Below are 19,892 nucleotides of genomic sequence, written 5' to 3' on the forward strand. Positions count from 1 at the left end.
GGGATTAGCTTATTTTCAGCAATGATTATCTACCAGATGCATATATGACGGCGTGGCTGACGTAAAAATGCGCATTTTTGCAGCATTTTGCCCTTGGATAGACATCCTCCCATCCAGCCAGCTTAACGGCTTGCAGTCCTTACCGCCGAAAACGTCATTTATATTACTTTCCGTTCTAAAAGGCAGTGAAAGGTTCTTTATTGAGAAAATTTCATAGTCCTATCATCCAGCCATGTTCCCTTTCAGGAAAAGACCATGGCGATTTATCACTCCGTTACCGAACTGATTGGCCGCACGCCGATGATTCAGCTGCATAAGCTGAATACCGGACCGTGCTCACTCTTTTTGAAACTTGAAAACCAGAATCCAGGCGGTTCCATCAAAGACCGTGTGGCGCTGTCGATGATTAACGAAGCCGAGCGCAAAGGGCTGCTCACACCGGGCGGTACCATTATTGAAGCCACCGCCGGAAATACCGGGCTCGGGCTGGCGCTGATTGCCGCGCAAAAAGGTTATGCCTTGATTCTGGTGGTGCCCGACAAAATGAGCCGCGAGAAAATTTTCCATTTGCGGGCGCTGGGTGCGCAAGTTGTCCTGACGCGGTCTGATGTGAATAAAGGTCATCCAGCCTATTACCAGGATTACGCCCAGCGGCTGGCAGATGAGACGCCTGGCGCCTTTTATATTGACCAGTTCAATAACGAGGCAAATCCGCTGGCCCATCGCACGTCCACCGCGCCGGAGCTGTTTGAACAGCTTGACGGCAAAATCGACGCCATTGTCGTTGGCGTGGGATCGGGTGGAACGCTGGGCGGATTGCAGGCGTGGTTTGCCGAACACTCGCCACACACTGAATTTGTCCTCGCCGACCCGGCCGGTTCGGTGTTGGCCGACCAGGTGGAGTCGGGTCGTTATCAGGAGGCGGGTTCGTGGCTGGTGGAAGGCATCGGCGAAGATTTTATTCCGCCGCTGGCTCACATCGAAGGGGTGCAACAGGCATATCGCGTAACCGACCGGGAAGCCTTTGCCACCGCGCGCGAACTGCTCAAAACCGAAGGTATTCTGGCCGGTTCGTCGAGCGGCACGCTGCTGGCGGCCGCGCTGCGCTATTGCCAGGCACAAACCACGCCCAAACGCGTCGTGACGTTTGCCTGCGACAGCGGCAACAAATACCTCTCAAAAATGTTTAATGACGACTGGATGCGCCAGCAAGGGCTGATCGCGCGCCCACGATCGGGCGATTTGTCTGACTACATTGCGCTGCGTCATGACGAAGGTGCCACCGTGACCGCCGCGCCGGATGACACGCTCGCCACCGTTCTGGCGCGAATGCGCCTGTATGACATTTCACAACTGCCGGTGCTGGAGAACGGCAAGGTCGTCGGCATCGTCGACGAATGGGATCTGGTCAGCCATATCGCGGGCGATGAAGCGCGTTTCGCCCTGCCCGTCACGCAGGCCATGACCCGTCACGTTGAAGTACTGGATAAACATGCGCCAGAGAGCGAGCTGAAACCGATTTTCGATCGCGGCCTAGTGGCAGTCATTCATGACAGCGACCGTTTTCTCGGCCTGATTACGCGCAGCGATGTCCTCACCGTCTGGCGCAACCGTCTACAACAATAAGGAGAACACCATGAAAACACTGGCCACGTTAAGCGTCCACAGCGGCGAGTTTCACGATCAGCACGGCGCGGTGATGCCGCCGATTTATGCCACCTCGACGTTTGCGCAACCCTCGCCCGGCGAGCATACCGGATACGAATATTCCCGCAGCGGTAATCCGACTCGTCATGCGCTGGAAACCGCCATCGCTGAACTGGAGAGCGGTACACGCGGATTTGCGTTTGCATCAGGACTGGCGGCCATCGCCACCGTGCTGGAGCTGCTGGATAAAGACAGCCATATCGTCGCGATTGACGACATATACGGCGGAACGTATCGCCTGATCGAAAATGTGCGCAAACGCAGTACAGGGTTACAGGTGAGCTGGGTGAAGCCCGGCGATCTTGCCGCGCTGGACGCGGCCATCCGCCCCGAGACCAAAATGATTTGGGTGGAAACGCCGACCAACCCCCTGCTGAAACTGGCCGACCTCGCGGGGATCGCTGCTCTCGCCCGTCGCCATAACATTATTAGCGTCGCGGATAACACCTTTGCTTCGCCGGTTATTCATCGTCCGCTGGAGTTTGGTTTTGATATCGTGGTGCATTCCGCGACGAAATACCTCAACGGCCACTCGGACGTAGTCGCAGGGCTGGCGGTGGTCGGCAGTAATAGCGGCCTGGCAGAAAAGCTGGGCTATTTGCAAAACGCGATTGGCGGCGTCCTCGATCCGTTCAGCAGTTTCCTGACCTTACGCGGGATTCGTACTCTCGCGTTGCGCGTGGAAAAGCACAGTGCGAATGCGCTGGCGATTGCGCAACGACTGGAGCAGCATCCACAAATTGAAAAAGTCTGGTTCCCGTGGCTGGAATCTCATCCCCATTATCAGCTGGCCCGCACCCAGATGGCGCTGCCCGGCGGGATGATTTCGGTGGTGGTGAAAGGCAATGCGCAACGGGCAACGGACATCATCCGCAAGCTGAAGCTGTTTACGCTAGCCGAAAGCCTGGGCGGCGTAGAAAGCCTTGTTAGCCAGCCTTACAGCATGACGCACGCGTCCATTCCCCTCGAACAGCGGCTGGCAAACGGTATTGTTCCGCAACTGATTCGCCTGTCTGTCGGAATAGAGGATGCGAGCGACCTGATTGCCGACCTGGAGCAGGCGCTGACAATTTAAGCATTTCGCGGCAGAACGCTAATCTGCCGCAACAACCTGCTCTTGCACCTTAACGCGTTGATAACAATCTTATGTGAATCTGCACAGATTATTTTTGAAACGCCGTTTCCATTTTCCTTTTGTCTGAAAATCAGCGTATAATGCGCGCCTAATCCCTGGTGAATGGTTTCAGCCCTTGGAATACAAAAAACAACGTAAAATTTCTCCTCTCCTTCGTTGGGCTGATACTCAGGCACACTTTCTTCTGCACGCTCATTTGATGTCACCTATCCTTAGTGCGTGCCATTTAAAATTTCGCAACACAGGTTTGACTCCGCGGCAGTGCGCCCCCGGAGCGAGATTCCCATATCCTTCCCAACTTAAAAGACTAAGACTGTCATGAAAAAGACGAAAATTGTTTGCACCATCGGCCCGAAAACCGAATCTGAAGAGATGCTGAGCAAAATGCTGGACGCCGGCATGAACGTAATGCGTCTGAACTTCTCTCACGGCGACTATGCTGAACACGGTCAGCGTATTCAGAACTTGCGCAACGTGATGAGCAAGTCTGGTAAAAAAGCAGCCATCCTGCTGGATACCAAAGGTCCAGAAATCCGTACCATCAAACTGGAAGGCGGCAACGACGTCTCCCTGAAAGCTGGCCAGACCTTCACTTTCACCACGGATAAAACCGTTGTGGGTAACAGCGACATCGTGGCTGTGACTTACGAAGGCTTCACCAGCGATCTGTCTGTTGGCAACACCGTACTGGTAGACGATGGTCTGATCGGTATGGAAGTTACCGCGATCGAAGGCAAAAACGTTGTTTGTAAAGTGCTGAACAACGGCGACCTGGGCGAAAACAAAGGCGTTAACCTGCCAGGCGTTTCTATCGCTCTGCCAGCGCTGGCTGAAAAAGACAAACAGGACCTGATCTTTGGTTGCGAACAAGGCGTTGACTTTGTTGCGGCTTCCTTCATCCGTAAGCGTTCTGACGTTGTCGAAATCCGTGAACACCTGAAAGCCCACGGTGGCGAGAACATCCAGATCATCTCCAAGATTGAAAACCAGGAAGGCCTGAACAACTTCGACGAAATCCTCGAAGCGTCAGACGGCATCATGGTTGCACGTGGCGACCTGGGCGTTGAGATCCCGGTTGAAGAAGTTATCTTTGCGCAGAAGATGATGATCGAGAAATGTGTTCGTGCGCGTAAAGTGGTTATCACCGCGACACAGATGCTTGATTCTATGATCAAAAACCCGCGTCCTACCCGTGCTGAAGCCGGCGATGTCGCAAACGCCATCATCGATGGTACCGACGCAGTAATGCTGTCCGGTGAATCCGCGAAGGGTAAATACCCGCTGGAAGCTGTGACCATCATGGCAACCATCTGCGAGCGTACTGACCGCGTAATGACCAGCCGTCTGGACAGCAATAACGACAGCCGTAAGATGCGCATCACCGAAGCCGTTTGCCGTGGCGCTGTAGAAACTGCTGAAAAACTGGACGCTCCACTGATCGTTGTGGCGACCCAGGGCGGTAAATCTGCGAAAGCCGTGCGTAAATACTTCCCAAGCGCGACCATCCTGGCGCTGACCACCAACGAAACCACTGCGCGTCAGCTGGTTCTGAGCAAAGGCGTGATTCCACACCTGGTGAAAGAGATCGCGTCTACCGACGATTTCTACCGTCTGGGTAAAGAAGTTGCTCTGCAGTTAGTTGATCGTGGTCTGGCACGTAAAGGCGACGTTGTTGTGATGGTTTCTGGTGCACTGGTTCCAAGCGGCACCACCAATACGGCATCTGTTCACGTGCTGTAATCATTAACAAACGAATCGTTTTCGCAAAAAGCGCCCCTCGGGGCGCTTTTTTATTTGTGGCAATAACATAATTATTTAAAAAGCAAATCGGGTTTTTCTATTTAAGAGCGATTTATCTAAGATGAATCCGATGAAAATTCTCTTTTTTTACATAGCTTTTTTAAAGAATTGCCCAGATTCGTTGCTTCTTTGAGCGAACGATCAAAAATAGGTGTATTCCCATCAAAAAAATATTCTCAACCTAAAAAACTTTGTGTAATACTTGTAACGCTACATGGAGATTAACTCAATCTAGAGGGTATTAATAATGAATCGTACTAAACTGGTACTGGGCGCGGTAATCCTGGCTTCTACTATGCTGGCTGGTTGTTCTAGCAATGCTAAAATCGACCAACTGTCTTCTGACGTTCAGACTCTGAACGCTAAAGTTGACCAGCTGAGCAACGACGTGAACGCAATGCGTTCTGACGTTCAGGCTGCTAAAGACGACGCAGCACGCGCTAACCAGCGTCTGGACAACCAGGCTACTAAATACCGTAAGTAATAGTACCTGTTAATAAAATGGCGCACATTGTGCGCCATTTTTTTTGCCTGTTATCCGCAAACACCTACTGCATCACCACGTCCTGCTCGCCTTCAGTGACTGCCGCTGAAACACGATTGTTCTGTACCGACAACACCGCACTGTTCGCAGAAGGGCCATTACCGGCCGACACCGCGACCGGGATCCCCGCGCGACGCGTTAACGCTTTGTCGATCAGCGCCTTGTCATTCCCTTCCTGAGACGCAAACGACGCAAAGTCCGCGTTGTGGATGATTGGCGTGGTTTGCGGGTTCTCGCCCTCAATCTGAGCCAGAGGACGGTGCACCTCAATGTAATGTCTGCCATCAGGTTCTACCGAGAACTTCACGGGTTCATTGATGATCTGCACGCGCGTCCCCACGCGAGCCTGTGCAAACAGCGCTTTAATATCAGGCGCGTTCATTCGCATACACCCGGAACTGACACGCAGCCCGACGCTATCCGGCGCACTGGTGCCGTGGATAAGATATTCCCCATTACCTATCCCCAGACGCAACGCAAAGCGCCCTAACGGGTTATTAGGCCCTGCCGGTACTACCGGCGGCAATTTGATGCCCTGAGCCAGTGAGCGCGCTCTGATGCCCGCTGTAGGCGTCCACGTAGGATTAGGGATCTTCTGGCTAACGCGCGTGGTGCTGACCGGCGTCTCCAGCCCTAATTGCCCTATCCCTAGCGGATAGACCTGGACGATATTTTCACCCGGCGGGAAATAATAGAGCCGCAGTTCCGCCAGGTTCACCACAATGCCCTCGCGTGGCGTATCGGGCAGCAGCATTTGCGATGGGATAGTAATCACCGTCCCCGGCGCTGGATAAACTGGCGCAATCGTATTATTGGTTTCGAGGATCAGCTGCGCCGCCGTATTAAATCGTCGGGCAATGGCCTGCAAGTTTTTGTCCCCTTCCTGGATGGAATAGGTTTGATTTTGACCAATAAGACGGCTTCCCGCTGGCGGCAACGGGTAATCCATCGCGCTGGCAGAATGAAGGCCACCGAAAGAGCTAATCAGTAAAAGAGTAATAAGAGATGCGCGCTTCATGCTGAGATTCCTTATTCACTGACAGGACGCCAGAAAGCTGAAAAACCCGCGAGATGGGAACCACCTCGCGAAACATGAATGAATGCTGTTTTGTTAGTTTAGCTAATGTTAGCGGCTTTGGAGCGGATTGCGCGGATCATCGCTTCCAGCCCCTGAGAACGGGAGGGGGTTAAATGCTGGGTCAGGGCTATTTGTTCGAACCACGGGCGAATATCGAAGGCGACAATATCCTGCGCGGACATCTGGTGATACAGAATGAAAACGACGGCCACCAGCCCTTTGACAATCGCCGCATCGCTATCGCCCTGCAGTTCGATCACGCCATCGTCGTTCTGGCGCATCACAATCCATACCTGGCTCTGGCAGCCCTGAATAATATTCTCCGGGTTATGCGCCTCTTCGCTGAGAACCGGCAGTCGCTGGCCCAGCTCAATAATGTACAGGTACTTTTCTTCCCAGTTGGCGCAACGGGTAAAGTTACGCAACAGCTTATCTCTGTCCGGCAACGCGGCCATGTCTTGCCTCTCTCTTATCCCAGGAGATGATGGATGCGTTTGAGCCCCGTCACCAGCCTGTCGACCTCTTCCGTCGTGTTATACATCACCAGCGACGCGCGGCACATTGCCGGGACCTGGTAAAACGCCATCAGCGGCATTGCGCAGTGGTGACCCGTTCGTACCGCCACGCCATAATTATCAAGGAAACTGCCCACGTCGTAAGCATGATGTTTGCCCAGATTAAAGGCAATAACGCCTTTACGCGCGTCAGGGCCGTACAGCGTGAGATCCGGGACGCTGGCCAGTTCCGCCAGCGCATAGCGCATCAGCGACGCTTCATACTCGGCGATAGCATCCAAACCGAGTGTGGAAACGTAGTCGATTGCCGCACCCAGCCCGATGATCCCGCCCGTATTCGGTGTACCCGCTTCAAAGCGCCACGGGGCTTTGGCGTAGGTCGTGCCTTGCGTCAGGCTGACGGTCGCAATCATCGATCCGCCCCCTTCCCACGGCGGCATCGCCTGCAAAATATCTTCTTTCACATACAGCACACCGATTCCGGTTGGGCCATACAGCTTGTGACCGGAAAACACGTAAAAATCACAGTCCAGCGCCTGCACGTCAATCGTGTGATGCATAACGGCCTGTGCGCCATCCACCAGCACTTTTGCGCCAGCCTGATGCGCTTTCGCAATGATTTCTGCGACCGGATTCGCGGTGCCAAGAACGTTAGAGATCTGCGTAATCGCCACCAGTCTCGTACGCGCGTCAAGCAACGCGTCGAGCTGTTCCAGCTGTAACGTGCCGTCCACGTTAAGTGGGATGACGCGCAACTGTGCGCCTGAGCGCTCACAGAGCATCTGCCACGGCACGATATTGGCGTGGTGCTCCATCTGGGTGATCACGATATTATCGCCCGCATGCACCTGCGCATTGCCCCAGCTATTGGCGACCAGATTGATCCCCTCGGTTGTGCCGCGCACAAACACCAGCTCTTCCGGCGAATGAGCGTTCAGGAATGCCGCTACCTGCGTGCGGACATTTTCCATGCGCTGAGTGGCTTCTGCGCTCAGGGTATGGATCCCGCGATGCACGGCTGCATAACCGTGGCGGTAAAATTCCATCTCGGCGTCAATCACCTGATTCGGCTTTTGCGCGCTGGCGGCGCTGTCGAGATAGGCAAGCGGCAAACCGTTGACTTCACGGGTCAGGACAGGGAAATCCGCCCGCACTTTCTCTACCGGGAAACTCATGCTTTGCCTCCAGGCAGACGCTGACCAATACGCGCCAACACCTGCTGTTTGAGTTCTTCATCGCCGAGCGCTTCCGTCAGCTCCGCGGCAAACGCGTAGATGATCATTTTCTGCGCGGCCTGTTTATCGATCCCACGCGAACGGAGATAGAACATCTGTTCGTCGTCGATACGACCGACCGTCGCGCCATGGCTGCACTTCACGTCATCGGCGTAAATTTCCAGCTGCGGCTTGGTATCCACCTCAGACAAACGCCCCAGCAGCAAATTGTTGTTGGTCATCTGCCCATCAGTTTTGATGGCGTGTTGCGCAACGTTGATCATGCCGTTAAACACCGCACGGCCTTTATCGTTGACGATAATTTTGTGCATCTGACGGCTGTTGCAGTAGCCCTTGTTGTGCTCAACCCAGGTACGCGTATCGCACACTTCAGATTTCACCGGCATCGCCAGGCTGTTAATGCGCAGCGTCGTATTTTCGCCGTTGAGCTGAGTGCTGGTGTTATGACGCAGCACCGACCCGCCAAGCAGGAAGCTGTGGCTAAACGCCGCCGCATCGGCCGCCATAAACAGATCGTTATGGGCAAAGTGATGACACGCCGGGTTTTCGAACGCCAGCTTGATGTGATGCAGTTGCGCATTCGCCGCCACGTTCATCGTCACTCGCGCCCCGGTGAAATGTGCGGTCTCATTAAGGCTAACGTAATGCTCAATAACCGTCGCGTCGGCCCCTTCGGCCAATTCAACGTGGTGACGGTAATGCGCGGTGTTGACCTCGTCGCCCTCAAGCCCTTGCGTGATATGCAGCAACAGCAACGGTTTTGCCGGACGCTGATTACGCTTGATGCGAATGTGCGTCACGCTCTGAGAAAGGCTTTCGGTCAGATGCAGGAACACATCCGGCTGCACGGGTGCGGGCAAGGCCTGACGATTGTCGTTAATCTCGACGTCAAAACCGCTGTCTTCGATGCTGTCGCTGAGATCGGCGTTATAGCGTCCATCGACAAACACCAGACGCACGGCGTCAATGTTCAGCGCCAGCGCATCGCGCTGAGCCGGGCTGACATCCGCCAGCCGCGTGACAAACTGGCTGTTCAGCAAGCCGTCCAGCGGGGTGTATTTCCAGTTTTCGTGTTTACGCGTCGGCAGGCCCAGACGCAGCATATGTTGCAGATGCTGCTGCGCATATTCAGAGCGCGTGTCGCCCTGCTCTTCAAACAGGCGATGCCACTGTTGCAGCGCGTTATTGCTGTTCGGTAAGCCAGCCATAGCCCTGCTCCTCCAGTTGTTTGACCAGAGTAAAATCACCGGATTTCACAATACGCCCCTGGTACAGCACATGGACGTGATCCGGTTGGATATAGTCCAGAATGCGCTGGTAGTGGGTGACGATAATGAACGAGCGTTTGCCGTCGCGCAGCGAATTCACGCCGTCAGCGACAATTTTTAGCGCATCAATGTCCAGCCCGGAGTCGGTTTCATCCAGAATGCACAGCTCAGGTTCAAGCACCGCCATCTGCAGGATATCGTTACGTTTTTTCTCACCGCCGGAGAAACCGACGTTCACTGAGCGGGTCAACAGATCTTCCGGCATTTTCAGCAGTTTGATCTTCTCTTCCATCAGATCCTGAAAATCAAAACGATCCAGTTCTTCTTCGCCGCGGTATTTTCGCACCGCATTAAGAGAGGTTTGCAGGAAGAACTGGTTGCTGACGCCAGGGATTTCAACCGGGTACTGGAAAGCCATAAAAATGCCTTCGCCTGCGCGGTCTTCCGGTGACAGCTCCAGCAAGTCTTTGCCTTTGAATTCAACCGTTCCGCCGACGACTTCATAGTCTTCACGTCCGGCCAGCGTGGCCGACAGCGTGCTTTTACCGGAACCATTCGGGCCCATAATGGCATGCACTTCTCCTGGGCGAACCTCGATATTCAGCCCGCGCAGGATAGCTTTATCTTCCACACTGACCTGTAAATCTTTAATGCTTAACATGTGCTTTCCTTAATCCTTAACCGACGCTGTGTTCGAGGCTGATTGCCAACAGTTTTTGGGCTTCCACGGCGAACTCCAGCGGCAGTTCAGAGAACACGTCCTTACAGAAGCCGTTCACAATCATCGAAATGGCGTCTTCTTCGCTGATCCCACGTTGCAGGCAGTAAAAGAGCTGATCTTCCCCGATGCGCGAGGTGGTGGCTTCATGTTCAAGCTGAGCCGTATTGTTCCGGCATTCCACATACGGGAAGGTGTGCGCGCCGCAGTCGGTGCCAATCAGCATCGAGTCGCATTGTGTGAAATTGCGTGCGTTGGTGGCCGTCGGCATAATTTTCACCAGGCCGCGATAGCTGTTCTGGCTGTGCCCGGCGGAGATCCCTTTAGAGATGATCGTCGATTTGGTGTTTTTGCCGATGTGAATCATCTTGGTGCCAGTGTCGGCCTGCTGATGGCCGCTGGTCAGCGCCACGGAGTAGAACTCGCCGATGGAGTTATCGCCGCGCAAAATGCAGCTCGGGTATTTCCAGGTAATGGCTGAGCCGGTTTCCGACTGCGTCCAGGACATCTTGCTGTTTTCACCTTCGCACAGGGCGCGTTTGGTGACGAAATTCAAAATACCGCCGGTATTGCCATCGCCAGGGAACCAGTTCTGCACGGTCGAATATTTTACTTCCGCATCTTTATGGATGATCACTTCTACGACGGCTGCGTGCAGCTGGTAGCTGTCGCGCACGGGCGCAGAACACCCTTCGATGTAACTGACATAACTGCCTTCGTCGGCCACCAGAATGGTACGTTCGAACTGTCCAGTTTTTTCGGCGTTAATACGGAAATAGGTCGACAACTCCATTGGGCAACGCACGCCTTTCGGGATGTAAATAAACGTCCCGTCAGAGGCCACGGCGGCATTAAGCGCGGCAAAGAAATTATCGTTACTCGGCACAACGGTGCCGATGTACTTTTTCACCAGATCCGGGTGATCGTGGATCGCTTCGCCGAATGAACAGAAGATGATGCCCTGTTCCGCCAGCTTGCCGCGATAGGTGGTGGCGACAGACACCGAGTCAAAAATCGCATCGACCGCCACTTCACGTCCTTCGCGGACCGGCACGCCGAGCTGTTCGAACGCCTCTTCCACCTCTTTACTCAGATAGCTGTTTTCCCCGGTCTGCTGCACAGCGCCTGGCTGCGAGGCGCAGGTATCATCACAGCTCCCGCAGGACGGTGCGGAGTAATAGCTGTAATCCTGATAGTCCAGATGTTTATAGTGCGCCTTCAGCCAGTGCGGCTCTTCCATCTCCAGCCATGCGCGAAATGCGTTCAGGCGAAACTCGAGCATCCACTCTGGCTCGTTACGCTTTGCCGAGATCGCCCGCACGACATCTTCGTTAATGCCTTTTGCGAGCTCATCAGTTTGTAGCTGAGTGAAGAACCCCTCTTTGTAATTGAGGTGCCCGCCGCTCCAGGTGTTAACATCGTCAGTTGCTTCAGTATTACGAGACATAGTACCGCCTATACCCCAAAGCTTTCGCCGCAGCCGCATTCGTTCTGGGCTTTCGGGTTATTAAATTTGAATAACTGGTTTAAGCCTTCGCGCACGTAATCGACTTCTGTTCCGTCGATAAACGGCATGGCCTGGAGGGCGACAAACAGCTTCGCGCCGTCCGTTTCGAACACCAGATCGTCTTTCTCAGGCTCGGTGACCGTCCCTAGCACGTAGCCAAAGCCCGCGCAGCCGGTCTGTTTCACGCCTAAACGCAAACCCACTATTTCCGGTTTTTTATCGATTAATTCGTGAATCTGCGCCGCTGCTGTTGGCGTCAGCGTCAATCCACGCCAGGCGAAATCAGCAGGGTTAAAGGTTTCTGAATGCAGTTCCATAGGTCCACCTCATCTATTGAGCCACTACGGGCATAACACCATGTTAGTGATAACGATTATCACTTCAACCCCCTGACAGCAGGGGCTTTCGGCTTAATCGCCCTTTTTGGCTACTTTACTTAAGCATAGACCCTGCCGCGCCAGGCAGGAGCGTTGGTTAAAATAATCCAATACATTGATAAATAATGGATTAGCAAAAGCTAATCGGTGCAACGGGTTACGCCGTAGAAGATGTATAGATAATGCCTATTTTTAAAATAGACAGCGCAGAATTTCCAGGAAAATACTGAAACAGGGCGAAAATGGCGCGCTGCGCGAGCGAATTGGCCGTCAGACGCTAGACTTTAGGAGACACCAAAAGGAGATTACCTATGTCATCACATGATTTTGAGAATGAAGCCGATCGCTTGGCGAATAAAGCCTTTAACAAAGCTGACGAACTTGCTGGAGAAGCACAATCCCAGTTTGGCGCTGCGGTTGACTCACCTAAACATCAGCTTAAAGGTGCAGCACGAAAATATGCCGCCAAAGCGTCGGATGTTGCAGATGATGTGTCTGAAAGAGTGCGTGATAATCCGTTGACCGGATTGATGGCCGCAGGTGCCATTGGCCTGATTATTGGCCTGTTGGTGGGGCGTAAATAAGACATTCACTCTGGCCCGCAAGGGCCTTTTTTACAATCCTGCTTCGTGGAACGACACCGCAAAACCCTGCTCTCGCCAGTGATCCAGCTGCTCCTGCTGACGTGCTGTAGCGGCTTTACCCGTCCAGACAAAAATCTTTTGCCCCGGGAACAGTTCCGGACGTGGGGAATCAATCGGCTCTGCTAACACGTCAATATGCCAGCCCTTATGAGAAAGCCGGGCAGCCTCAAGCCACAAACGCGTGCGGTCTTCACATTCCCAACCGATTAACAGCGCGTCTTTTCCTGACTTTTTACGTGATTCCGCCAGGGAAGCCGCCGCAACCTCAATGAGCACACCGTCTAACAGACTTGCCATGTGGCGAACCGTATTTTGATCGTGGCTCATGCGTTGGCGGACGGGAACAAGAATATTATCGATAAGGGCTTCAACGGAATGTTCGCGACGGAAGTCAGTGAGTTTGGCGCGCAATTTTGCCGGGCTGGCGTAGCGTAAAACCAGCATCATCTCTTCCTGATATGCCGTCCAGCTACTCTCAGTGACCAGTTCCTGCGCACCCAAAAGGGCTTTGACCTTACCAACCGAAACGCCGCTTTTCATCAGGCGTTTGATTTCTTCGATGCGCAGAATATCTTCTTCATCGAACTGGCGATGGCCGCCTTCGCTGCGCTGGGGTTTCAACAAACCATAGCGACGCTGCCATGCGCGCAGCGTTACTGGGTTGATTCCGCATCGTTCGGCGACTTCACCGATACTGTAATAGGCCATTAGCTCCCTCACGCTCAATACTTCCATACTAAAACTAACTAACCTTATCAGATTGTACAAATGAAATGTATAACTAAGAATCCGGTTAGCAGCAAGTGCTTGTCAAGCCTACCAGAATTAGGTTTACGCATTGTTGTACAAACTTTACGACTCGTATCATTCAGCGTGAGAGAGGTTTACCGCACATTAGATATCGAATTTCTTTTCTGGCCAGGCAATCGGCGGAATGCCTCCCAGTTTCGGACTGGCAAAAAGATGCCCCTGAAACTCGGAAATCCCAGCGGATTCAAGCCACATCCACTCCTCCGCCTTCTCAACACCCACGGCGCAAAACTGAATTTCCAGTGAGGCACAGCATTTGATAATGGCCTGAACAATCGCCTGGCGCGGACCGCTTTTATGCACATCCGCAACCAGCTCGCGATTGATTTTGATTCGGTCAGGCTGGAATTGCGCCAGCAGCAGCAAACCCGCGAAGCCGGCACCAAAGTGATCGATCGCCACGCTGATCCCGGCGCTCTTGAGCTGCCGGACCGCCCCTTTGAATTCGGTGAGTCGCGAAATGACTTCACTTTCGGTGAATTCGATAATGATTTGCTCGGGCACCAGACCATTGGCGGCGATTTCTTTCAGCAGGAAATCGACAGCATCAGGCACATTGACCAGCGTCATCGGCAGCAAATTCAGGGATAATGTCTGCCCTTCAAGGCCCAGCGCACTCGCCATCGACAGCGCGACCTGCTTACTTTTGAGATCCGACTCGTAAATCGCATTCCCGGTCAGCGACTCAAAATAGACGGCCGGTGAACCACCAGACGGCGTACGCAGCAGCGCTTCCCAGGAGACAACCTGTTGCGTCAGCGGATCAACAATGGGCTGAAACGCAAAGCTACAGTCTGCCCCTTTGGCAATCACCGGGGGCTGGCGCGATAAAGCATCCTCTTCGGGGATAAATTCCCAGGTATCGCCCGGTGGGATTTCGAAATAGTTTTCTTTTTCAGTGGCTTCGACAAAGGTGCGGAAAAACTGTAGCGCACGATCGTTGTACGTGAGCTGATAGCGAGTTGTCCCTTTATTCAGCACCTGCTGAAGCACTTCTTCCCTGTCGTAGCGCCGCAGATCAAAGAGTTCCATGCCTGCATGACCAAATCGCCTTGACGGGCCGTAGTCATAAAGCAACTCCACCAGATTGTAGTGCCGGGGGTCGTTGCAAATATGCTCGTAGATACGCTTGACGCTCTCTTCCGGCCCTTCGAGCAGCTGGAAAAAGTGCATTCCGTTGAATAATAAAATCCCTGTGACGTCCGAGTGCCGATTCTTATCGGCGGCTGCTTCGACCATTTTTTCCAGAGATTTAACTGGAACGTTCGCGCAGAGATGACTGCGGTAAATAATGGTTGTGAGCATGTTTTTCCAGGGTGTTTATCGGGTGGGCCGCACATGCAAATCATGTGGCTATTGCGTGTTATACCACATTAATTGCTTAACAAATAATTTACAGCTCAAGGATTTAGCGGTTTTTTTTCTCGTGATTTTTAGCCTGTACAACTTTGTTCCGCAATACACGTTGTACAATATATCCTTTGCATAACTCTGCAATGTTGACATTCATAACTTATTGATTTTTTTATAATCTGTAACTAAAAGTGAAAAATTATGAAAAATCTGTACATTTTTAATGTACAGATTTAAGAAAAGTGTATACCTTATTTGTAACGTTACTGATTACTCATTTTTACAGGATCGAAACATGCGCCAGAACGGATATCAACCCGATGCCGCCACTGCCATTGCACAGTACTTTGACAAGGCCGCCCTGCCTACCCAGCAGGAGACACTCGGACAGGTGGTTGTCGAAATCCTGCGTGACGGGCGTAGCCTGAATCGTAAAACGCTGTGTGCCAAGCTGCTATGCCGTCTTGAAGATGCATCGGATTTGGAAGAAGAAAAACATTATCAAACCCTTATCGGATTACTGTTTGATCGCTGAAGTTCGCAAAACAATTAACAGATTTCCTGGTTTGTCAGTCATCGGGATGAGGGAGCGCTGAAGGCTAACAAAGACCAGGCGATCAGAGATGCTGTTATGAATAGACGTCATGTAGACAAAATGGTTGACGAGCTTATTGGTGAAGCCGTTCTTTCGCTGTTAAAGGAGAACGGCCCCATCAATACGCATGCATTAACGCAAAGATTACGGAGCATGAAAGCTCATGAAAAGGATCCTGAGCGGCGGGAAGCCATAGCAGAGGTTATTGCGGAAATAAGCGGCAGTGATGTGGCGTTTAAACATTACAAAGCCGTGCAAAACCAAGCGAATCGAGAGGGATCTCAAAGGATCAATAATAACAATGTTGTTCCTTTATTTAGCAATGGAAAGCCTGCTGATCCAAAGAAAATACATTGACTGCCAACCGCCACTTAACCATACGGTGAGAATAAATGAGACAGAATATTCAGGTTCAGCCCGAATTTACGACAGCAAGCTTCGACAGTGCAGTTGCAGAATATTTTCGTACCGCAGGCGATCGGTTTGCCGATGAGGCTGCTGTTTTTTCCGCTGCGGTGCGTGGCGTTCTTGCCAGTGATGGGCATGTCACTAACAAAGGACTCATTTTATGGCTGATTCATGCGCTCGAATCGACCAGCGATGTGGTCCGCGCCGATGTGATTCGCAAAACGCTGGAAATCGTTGTTGGCTACACCATGGATGATATTTAAGGCCCGCAACTTACTCCCTGTTAACGTGTCATCGTCATATGTGTCGAGCATCATGACGATGACACGCTATTGTTAGCAACAAACCCATCAATAAACCCTGATATATCAAAGCAATGAATAGATGGCATGGATTCTGCTTATGTCCTGCTTTCGAGAGTGTGTCCTGGTGAACCTCTCTTCATTTCTTAACAGGTCTGTTATTGATGAAAAAAGTCGCAAGCGTCTGCCCTTACTGCGGTGCAGGCTGTAAATTAAATCTCGTTGTCGAAAACAATCGTATTATCCGCGCCGAAGCCGCCGATGGCGTCACTAACCAGGGTACGCTGTGCCTGAAAGGTTTTTACGGCTGGGATTTCCTCAACGATACCCGACTCCTTACCCCCCGCCTGACCCAACCGATGATCCGCTACAACAAAGGTGACGCCTTTACGCCTGTCACCTGGGAAGAGGCGATTCGTTACACCGCCAGCAAACTCAAAACGATCAAAGAACAACACGGCCCACGATCTATTATGACCACCGGTTCGTCGCGCGGAACGGGTAACGAAACCAACTATGTGATGCAGAAATTTGCTCGCGCCGTACTGAACACCAACAATGTGGATTGCTGCGCGCGAGTATGTCACGGCCCGTCTGTTGCCGGTTTGCAGCAAACGCTCGGTAACGGGGCGATGAGCAACTCCATTAACGATATCGAGAACTCAAAATGCCTGCTGGTGTTTGGCTATAACTGTGCAGATTCTCACCCTATCGTGGCGCGCCGCGTGCTGAAAGCGCGCCAGAACGGCGCGAAAATCATCGTTTGCGATCCGCGTCGCATCGAAACCGCCCGCATCGCCGATCAACATTTACCGCTTAAAAACGGCAGCAATATGGCGCTGGTCAATGCGTTCGGCTACGTGCTACTGGAAGAGGAGTTGTACGACAAAACCTACGTCGCACGCTTTGCTGAGGGTCTCGATGCCTATCGTGAGACCGTCAAAGATTATGCTCCTGAAAAGGTTGAGCATCTGACCGGCATTCCCGCGCGGGACGTACGTCAGGCGATGCGCACCTTTGCGGCTGCACCGTCAGCCACGGTGATGTGGGGCATGGGCGTGACGCAGTTTGGACAAGCGGTGGATGTGGTAAAAGGGCTTTCCAGCCTGGCGCTGCTGACCGGAAATCTCGGTCGCCCTGCCGTTGGCGTCGGCCCGGTTCGCGGCCAAAACAACGTGCAGGGTGCGTGTGATATGGGCGTGCTGCCCAACATGTTCCCGGGCTATCAGGATGTCACCGATCCCGAAATGCGGCAGAAATTTGCTGACGCGTGGGGAATCGACGCCAACAAAATGGACGATCAGGTAGGCGTGCGCATCACCGAAGTCCCGCATCTGGCGCTGGAAGGCAAAGTGAAAGCCTATTACATCATGGGTGAAGATCCGCTCCAGACCGAAGCCGATTTGGGCCTGGTGCGCAGCGGGTTCGAGGCCCTCGATTTCGTTGTGGTGCAAGATATCTTCATGACCAAAACGGCGGAAGTGGCGGACGTGCTGCTGCCTGCGACGTCCTGGGGTGAGCACGGCGGGGTATTCACCTGCGCCGACCGCGGATTCCAGCGTTTTGGCAAAGCGATCGATGCCACTGGCAACGTCAAACGCGACTGGGAGATCATCAGCCTGCTGGCCAGCGAAATGGGCTATCCGATGCACTACGATTCCAACCAGCAAATCTGGGACGAAATGCGTGAGCTGTGCCCGCTGTTTTACGGCGTCACCTACGAAAAAATGGGCGAGATGGGGCATATTCAGTGGCCGTGCCCGACGCTGGATCACCCGGGTACGCCGTACCTGTACAAAGATAATCAGTTCGATACGCCGAGCGGCAAAGGTCAGCTGTTCGCAGCCCCGTGGCGTGCGCCTGCCGAAGTGCCGGACCCGGATTATCCGCTGGTACTCTGCACCGTGCGTGAAGTCGGTCATTACTCCTGCCGTTCGATGACCGGTAACTGCGCGGCGTTGCAAAGTCTCGCCGATGAGCCGGGGCGCGTGCAGATTCACCCGGCGGATGCAGACGCGTTGGGCATTGCGGATGGACAACTGGTGTGGGTGCGTTCGCGTCGTGGGAAAGTGATTACCCGTGCCAGTGTCAGCGAGCGTATCAACGCCGGTGCGGTCTACATGACCTATCAGTGGTGGATTGGGGCGTGCAATGAACTGACCCAGGATAATCTCGATCCGATTTCCAAAACGCCCGAAACCAAATACTGTGCGGTTAAACTTGAGGCGATCGACGATCAGCGTTGGGCGGAAGATTATGCCGCGTCGGCCTATCAATCGATGAAATCTCGGTTAATCAGTGCGGTAAACGTTTAGCAGAGAATTCACGGGAATGAACAGCAAAGAGGCTCGCCAGTGCGAGCCTCTTTTTTATCGCTTACTCTTTGTTTTGCTCTTTCGCTTCAACTTCGCGATACCAGCGCGGATGGTGTTTCTTCGCCCAACGACGACTCACCTTCCCTTCAATCATCCCCTTGACCGACCCTTTCACCCAGAACGCCATATACATATGGATAAGGATGGCATGGATCAAAATAATCGCCGCCGTGGCGTGGATTAACAAACTCCAGCGTACCACCGTCATTGGGAAGTAATGGGCAAAATAGGGACGCCAGATAATCACGCCCGTCGCCAGCAGCACAAAAATCATGCTCATAATGCTCCAGAACATCATTTTCTGCCCGGCGTTATATTTGCCGACGTCCGCCACTTTGTGTTCGTTGCCTTTCAGCACTTCAACAATCCCTTTGATCCAGGGCAGATCCTGTTTATCCGGGATGTTGTGGTGCACGAAACGCACAAACATAAACATCAGCGCGAAGAAAATCAGCACGCCAAAAAACGGGTGCAGAATACGCCCCATTTGCGGTGTGCCGAAGGTCTGAGTGAGCCACTGGAGCGTCGGGAAAAAGAGTGCAATCCCAGAGAGCGAGACCAGGAAGAAGCAGATCACCACCGTCCAGTGACAGGCGCGATCGATAAACTTGGTGCGCAGGATCATTTTGCTCTTACTCATGATCGTTCTCCTCTTCATCGTCGTCCGTCTCTTTGTTTGGCCCCACACCGATATAGTGGTAAATCAGCCCGGCAAACGTAGCGACAAATCCGGCTGCGGAGAGCGGCTTGAGAATGCCTTTCCACAGGTTGACCGGGACGTCGATTTTCGGATCGTTGGGCAGATTGTGATACAGCTCCGGCTGGTCGGCATGGTGCAGAACGTACATTACATGCGTACCGCCGACGCCCTGCGGGTTATAGACACCCGCATTCGTATAGCCGCGCTTTTTGAGCTGCGCCACGCGCGTCTCCCCCATCTCCAGCATCTCTTTTTTGGTGCCGAAATGAATCGCGCCTGTCGGACAGGTTTTGACGCATGCCGGTTCCTGGCCGACGCTCACGCGATCCACGCACAGCGTACATTTGTAGACGCGGTTATCGTCAGGATTCAGACGGGGAATGTTGAACGGACACCCGGCGATGCAGTATCCGCACCCGATGCAGTGATCGGACTGAAAATCCACGATCCCGTTGGCGTACTGGATAATCGCTCCGGCAGACGGGCAGGCCTTAAGACAGCCTGGGTCCGCGCAGTGCATGCAGCCGTCCTTGCGGATCAGCCACTCCAGCTTGTTGTTTTGCGTGGTTTCGCTAAACCGCATCACCGTCCAGGATTTGGCGGTCAAATCCATTGGGTTGTCGTAGACGCCTTCGCACACCCCCACTTCGTCGCGAATATCGTTCCATTCGGAACAGGCGACCTGACAGCCTTTACAGCCGATGCAGGTCGACACATCGATAAGCTTCGCGACTTCGGTTTTGAAGTCCCGCGCCTGAGGCGGAGGCGTGAAGGCGTTAGTGGCCGAGCGCTTGATAATATCTTGTGATTGCATGGACATA

Annotated in this window: 21 protein-coding genes; 10 read left to right on the top strand and 11 right to left on the bottom strand. The window is 53.1% G+C overall.

The window, feature by feature from the left end; genetic code table 11:
• The first annotated feature begins 255 nt into the window (after positions 1–255).
• The 5 genes from AC07RN_RS01065 to AC07RN_RS01085 all read left to right on the top strand — a co-directional run bounded on the left by AC07RN_RS01065 (position 256) and on the right by AC07RN_RS01085 (position 5,126).
• Positions 256–1,626 (top strand): pyridoxal-phosphate dependent enzyme, encoded by a 1,371-nt coding sequence (locus tag AC07RN_RS01065; protein ID WP_449553375.1) that lies wholly within the window; start codon positions 256–258, stop codon positions 1,624–1,626.
• A 10-nt stretch (positions 1,627–1,636) separates the two neighbouring features.
• Positions 1,637–2,782 (top strand): trans-sulfuration enzyme family protein, encoded by a 1,146-nt coding sequence (locus AC07RN_RS01070; protein WP_478335359.1) that lies wholly within the window; start codon positions 1,637–1,639, stop codon positions 2,780–2,782.
• Positions 2,783–2,957: 175 nt separating this feature from the next.
• Positions 2,958–3,164 (top strand): protein YnhH, encoded by a 207-nt coding sequence (gene ynhH / locus AC07RN_RS01075; protein WP_419720718.1) that lies wholly within the window; start codon positions 2,958–2,960, stop codon positions 3,162–3,164.
• Positions 3,161–4,582: a pyruvate kinase PykF gene (gene pykF / locus AC07RN_RS01080; protein WP_012017162.1), complete on the top strand. Its 1,422-nt coding sequence runs from the start codon at positions 3,161–3,163 to the stop codon at positions 4,580–4,582. The genes ynhH and pykF overlap by 4 nt, the downstream gene beginning before the upstream one ends.
• A gap of 307 nt (positions 4,583–4,889) precedes the next feature.
• Positions 4,890–5,126, top strand: coding sequence for a major outer membrane lipoprotein (locus tag AC07RN_RS01085; protein WP_012017161.1), 237 nt, complete (start codon positions 4,890–4,892; stop codon positions 5,124–5,126).
• Positions 5,127–5,190: 64 nt separating this feature from the next.
• On the opposite strand, the gene ldtE is transcribed toward AC07RN_RS01085, so the two are convergent.
• The 7 genes from ldtE to sufA form a co-directional block, all read right to left on the bottom strand.
• Positions 5,191–6,204 (bottom strand): L,D-transpeptidase LdtE, encoded by a 1,014-nt coding sequence (ldtE, locus tag AC07RN_RS01090; protein ID WP_478335360.1) that lies wholly within the window; start codon positions 6,202–6,204, stop codon positions 5,191–5,193.
• A gap of 98 nt (positions 6,205–6,302) precedes the next feature.
• Positions 6,303–6,719 (bottom strand): cysteine desulfuration protein SufE, encoded by a 417-nt coding sequence (gene sufE, locus AC07RN_RS01095; RefSeq protein ID WP_478335361.1) that lies wholly within the window; start codon positions 6,717–6,719, stop codon positions 6,303–6,305.
• A 14-nt stretch (positions 6,720–6,733) separates the two neighbouring features.
• Positions 6,734–7,954: a cysteine desulfurase SufS gene (gene sufS, locus AC07RN_RS01100; RefSeq protein WP_478335362.1), complete on the bottom strand. Its 1,221-nt coding sequence runs from the start codon at positions 7,952–7,954 to the stop codon at positions 6,734–6,736.
• On the bottom strand, positions 7,951–9,222 hold the full coding sequence (gene sufD / locus AC07RN_RS01105; RefSeq protein ID WP_478335363.1) for a Fe-S cluster assembly protein SufD: 1,272 nt from the start codon (positions 9,220–9,222) through the stop codon (positions 7,951–7,953). The genes sufS and sufD overlap by 4 nt, the downstream gene beginning before the upstream one ends.
• Positions 9,197–9,943, bottom strand: a complete 747-nt coding sequence (sufC, locus tag AC07RN_RS01110) for a Fe-S cluster assembly ATPase SufC (protein WP_449553381.1) — start codon at positions 9,941–9,943, stop codon at positions 9,197–9,199. The genes sufD and sufC overlap by 26 nt, the downstream gene beginning before the upstream one ends.
• Positions 9,944–9,959: 16 nt before the next feature.
• Entirely contained in the window at positions 9,960–11,447 is a 1,488-nt protein-coding gene (gene sufB / locus AC07RN_RS01115; protein WP_478335364.1) for a Fe-S cluster assembly protein SufB, read from the bottom strand.
• An 8-nt stretch (positions 11,448–11,455) separates the two neighbouring features.
• A complete protein-coding gene (sufA, locus tag AC07RN_RS01120; protein ID WP_478335365.1) occupies positions 11,456–11,824 on the bottom strand; it encodes a Fe-S cluster assembly scaffold SufA in 369 nt (122 codons plus the stop codon).
• Between the two features lie 371 nt (positions 11,825–12,195).
• Here sufA and AC07RN_RS01125 point away from each other — a divergent pair, with 371 nt between their 5' ends.
• A complete protein-coding gene (locus tag AC07RN_RS01125) occupies positions 12,196–12,468 on the top strand; it encodes an ElaB/YgaM/YqjD family protein (RefSeq protein ID WP_449553383.1) in 273 nt (90 codons plus the stop codon).
• 30 nt (positions 12,469–12,498) lie between these two features.
• Here AC07RN_RS01125 and AC07RN_RS01130 read toward each other — a convergent pair whose 3' ends face one another.
• Both AC07RN_RS01130 and AC07RN_RS01135 read right to left on the bottom strand, forming a co-directional pair.
• Positions 12,499–13,236 carry a MerR family transcriptional regulator gene (locus AC07RN_RS01130; RefSeq protein ID WP_478335366.1) on the bottom strand — a complete coding sequence of 246 codons (738 nt, stop codon included), beginning with the start codon at positions 13,234–13,236 and terminating at the stop codon, positions 12,499–12,501.
• 186 nt (positions 13,237–13,422) lie between these two features.
• Positions 13,423–14,643 (bottom strand): diguanylate phosphodiesterase, encoded by a 1,221-nt coding sequence (locus AC07RN_RS01135; RefSeq protein WP_478335367.1) that lies wholly within the window; start codon positions 14,641–14,643, stop codon positions 13,423–13,425.
• 343 nt (positions 14,644–14,986) lie between these two features.
• Between AC07RN_RS01135 and ycgZ the strand changes: the two genes are divergently transcribed.
• From ycgZ to fdhF, 4 genes are all read left to right on the top strand, one after another.
• Entirely contained in the window at positions 14,987–15,226 is a 240-nt protein-coding gene (gene ycgZ, locus AC07RN_RS01140; protein WP_059178158.1) for a regulatory protein YcgZ, read from the top strand.
• 96 nt (positions 15,227–15,322) lie between these two features.
• Positions 15,323–15,643: a hypothetical protein gene (locus AC07RN_RS01145; protein ID WP_478335368.1), complete on the top strand. Its 321-nt coding sequence runs from the start codon at positions 15,323–15,325 to the stop codon at positions 15,641–15,643.
• Positions 15,644–15,678: 35 nt separating this feature from the next.
• Positions 15,679–15,957: a biofilm/acid-resistance regulator YmgB/AriR gene (locus AC07RN_RS01150; RefSeq protein WP_133630429.1), complete on the top strand. Its 279-nt coding sequence runs from the start codon at positions 15,679–15,681 to the stop codon at positions 15,955–15,957.
• Between the two features lie 203 nt (positions 15,958–16,160).
• A complete protein-coding gene (fdhF, locus tag AC07RN_RS01155; protein WP_478335369.1) occupies positions 16,161–18,311 on the top strand; it encodes a formate dehydrogenase subunit alpha in 2,151 nt (716 codons plus the stop codon).
• A gap of 61 nt (positions 18,312–18,372) precedes the next feature.
• Here fdhF and fdnI read toward each other — a convergent pair whose 3' ends face one another.
• Together fdnI and fdxH are read right to left on the bottom strand one after the other, a co-directional pair.
• Complete coding sequence (gene fdnI / locus AC07RN_RS01160; RefSeq protein WP_059178162.1) at positions 18,373–19,011, bottom strand: formate dehydrogenase-N subunit gamma; 639 nt, start codon at positions 19,009–19,011, stop codon at positions 18,373–18,375.
• Entirely contained in the window at positions 19,004–19,891 is an 888-nt protein-coding gene (gene fdxH, locus AC07RN_RS01165; RefSeq protein ID WP_478335370.1) for a formate dehydrogenase subunit beta, read from the bottom strand. Before fdxH ends, fdnI begins: the two co-directional genes overlap by 8 nt.
• Between the last annotated feature and the right edge of the window lies 1 nt (position 19,892).

This window comes from Lelliottia sp. GFLA7 (genome assembly GCF_056490165.1).

What these genes read in the sequence shown, in the direction of transcription:
- AC07RN_RS01085 (WP_012017161.1), top strand. Translation starts at nt 4,890, where the DNA reads ATGAATCGTACTAAACTGGTACTGGGCGCGGTAATCCTGGCTTCTACT.
- sufS (WP_478335362.1), bottom strand. Translation starts at nt 7,954, where the DNA reads ATGAGTTTCCCGGTAGAGAAAGTGCGGGCGGATTTCCCTGTCCTGACC.
- AC07RN_RS01065 (WP_449553375.1), top strand. Translation starts at nt 256, where the DNA reads ATGGCGATTTATCACTCCGTTACCGAACTGATTGGCCGCACGCCGATG.
- sufA (WP_478335365.1), bottom strand. Translation starts at nt 11,824, where the DNA reads ATGGAACTGCATTCAGAAACCTTTAACCCTGCTGATTTCGCCTGGCGT.
- AC07RN_RS01130 (WP_478335366.1), bottom strand. Translation starts at nt 13,236, where the DNA reads ATGGCCTATTACAGTATCGGTGAAGTCGCCGAACGATGCGGAATCAAC.
- fdhF (WP_478335369.1), top strand. Translation starts at nt 16,161, where the DNA reads ATGAAAAAAGTCGCAAGCGTCTGCCCTTACTGCGGTGCAGGCTGTAAA.
- AC07RN_RS01135 (WP_478335367.1), bottom strand. Translation starts at nt 14,643, where the DNA reads ATGCTCACAACCATTATTTACCGCAGTCATCTCTGCGCGAACGTTCCA.
- sufD (WP_478335363.1), bottom strand. Translation starts at nt 9,222, where the DNA reads ATGGCTGGCTTACCGAACAGCAATAACGCGCTGCAACAGTGGCATCGC.
- pykF (WP_012017162.1), top strand. Translation starts at nt 3,161, where the DNA reads ATGAAAAAGACGAAAATTGTTTGCACCATCGGCCCGAAAACCGAATCT.
- sufB (WP_478335364.1), bottom strand. Translation starts at nt 11,447, where the DNA reads ATGTCTCGTAATACTGAAGCAACTGACGATGTTAACACCTGGAGCGGC.
- fdnI (WP_059178162.1), bottom strand. Translation starts at nt 19,011, where the DNA reads ATGAGTAAGAGCAAAATGATCCTGCGCACCAAGTTTATCGATCGCGCC.
- AC07RN_RS01150 (WP_133630429.1), top strand. Translation starts at nt 15,679, where the DNA reads ATGAGACAGAATATTCAGGTTCAGCCCGAATTTACGACAGCAAGCTTC.
- ycgZ (WP_059178158.1), top strand. Translation starts at nt 14,987, where the DNA reads ATGCGCCAGAACGGATATCAACCCGATGCCGCCACTGCCATTGCACAG.
- AC07RN_RS01070 (WP_478335359.1), top strand. Translation starts at nt 1,637, where the DNA reads ATGAAAACACTGGCCACGTTAAGCGTCCACAGCGGCGAGTTTCACGAT.
- AC07RN_RS01145 (WP_478335368.1), top strand. Translation starts at nt 15,323, where the DNA reads ATGAATAGACGTCATGTAGACAAAATGGTTGACGAGCTTATTGGTGAA.
- sufC (WP_449553381.1), bottom strand. Translation starts at nt 9,943, where the DNA reads ATGTTAAGCATTAAAGATTTACAGGTCAGTGTGGAAGATAAAGCTATC.
- ldtE (WP_478335360.1), bottom strand. Translation starts at nt 6,204, where the DNA reads ATGAAGCGCGCATCTCTTATTACTCTTTTACTGATTAGCTCTTTCGGT.
- sufE (WP_478335361.1), bottom strand. Translation starts at nt 6,719, where the DNA reads ATGGCCGCGTTGCCGGACAGAGATAAGCTGTTGCGTAACTTTACCCGT.
- AC07RN_RS01125 (WP_449553383.1), top strand. Translation starts at nt 12,196, where the DNA reads ATGTCATCACATGATTTTGAGAATGAAGCCGATCGCTTGGCGAATAAA.
- fdxH (WP_478335370.1), bottom strand. Translation starts at nt 19,891, where the DNA reads ATGTCCATGCAATCACAAGATATTATCAAGCGCTCGGCCACTAACGCC.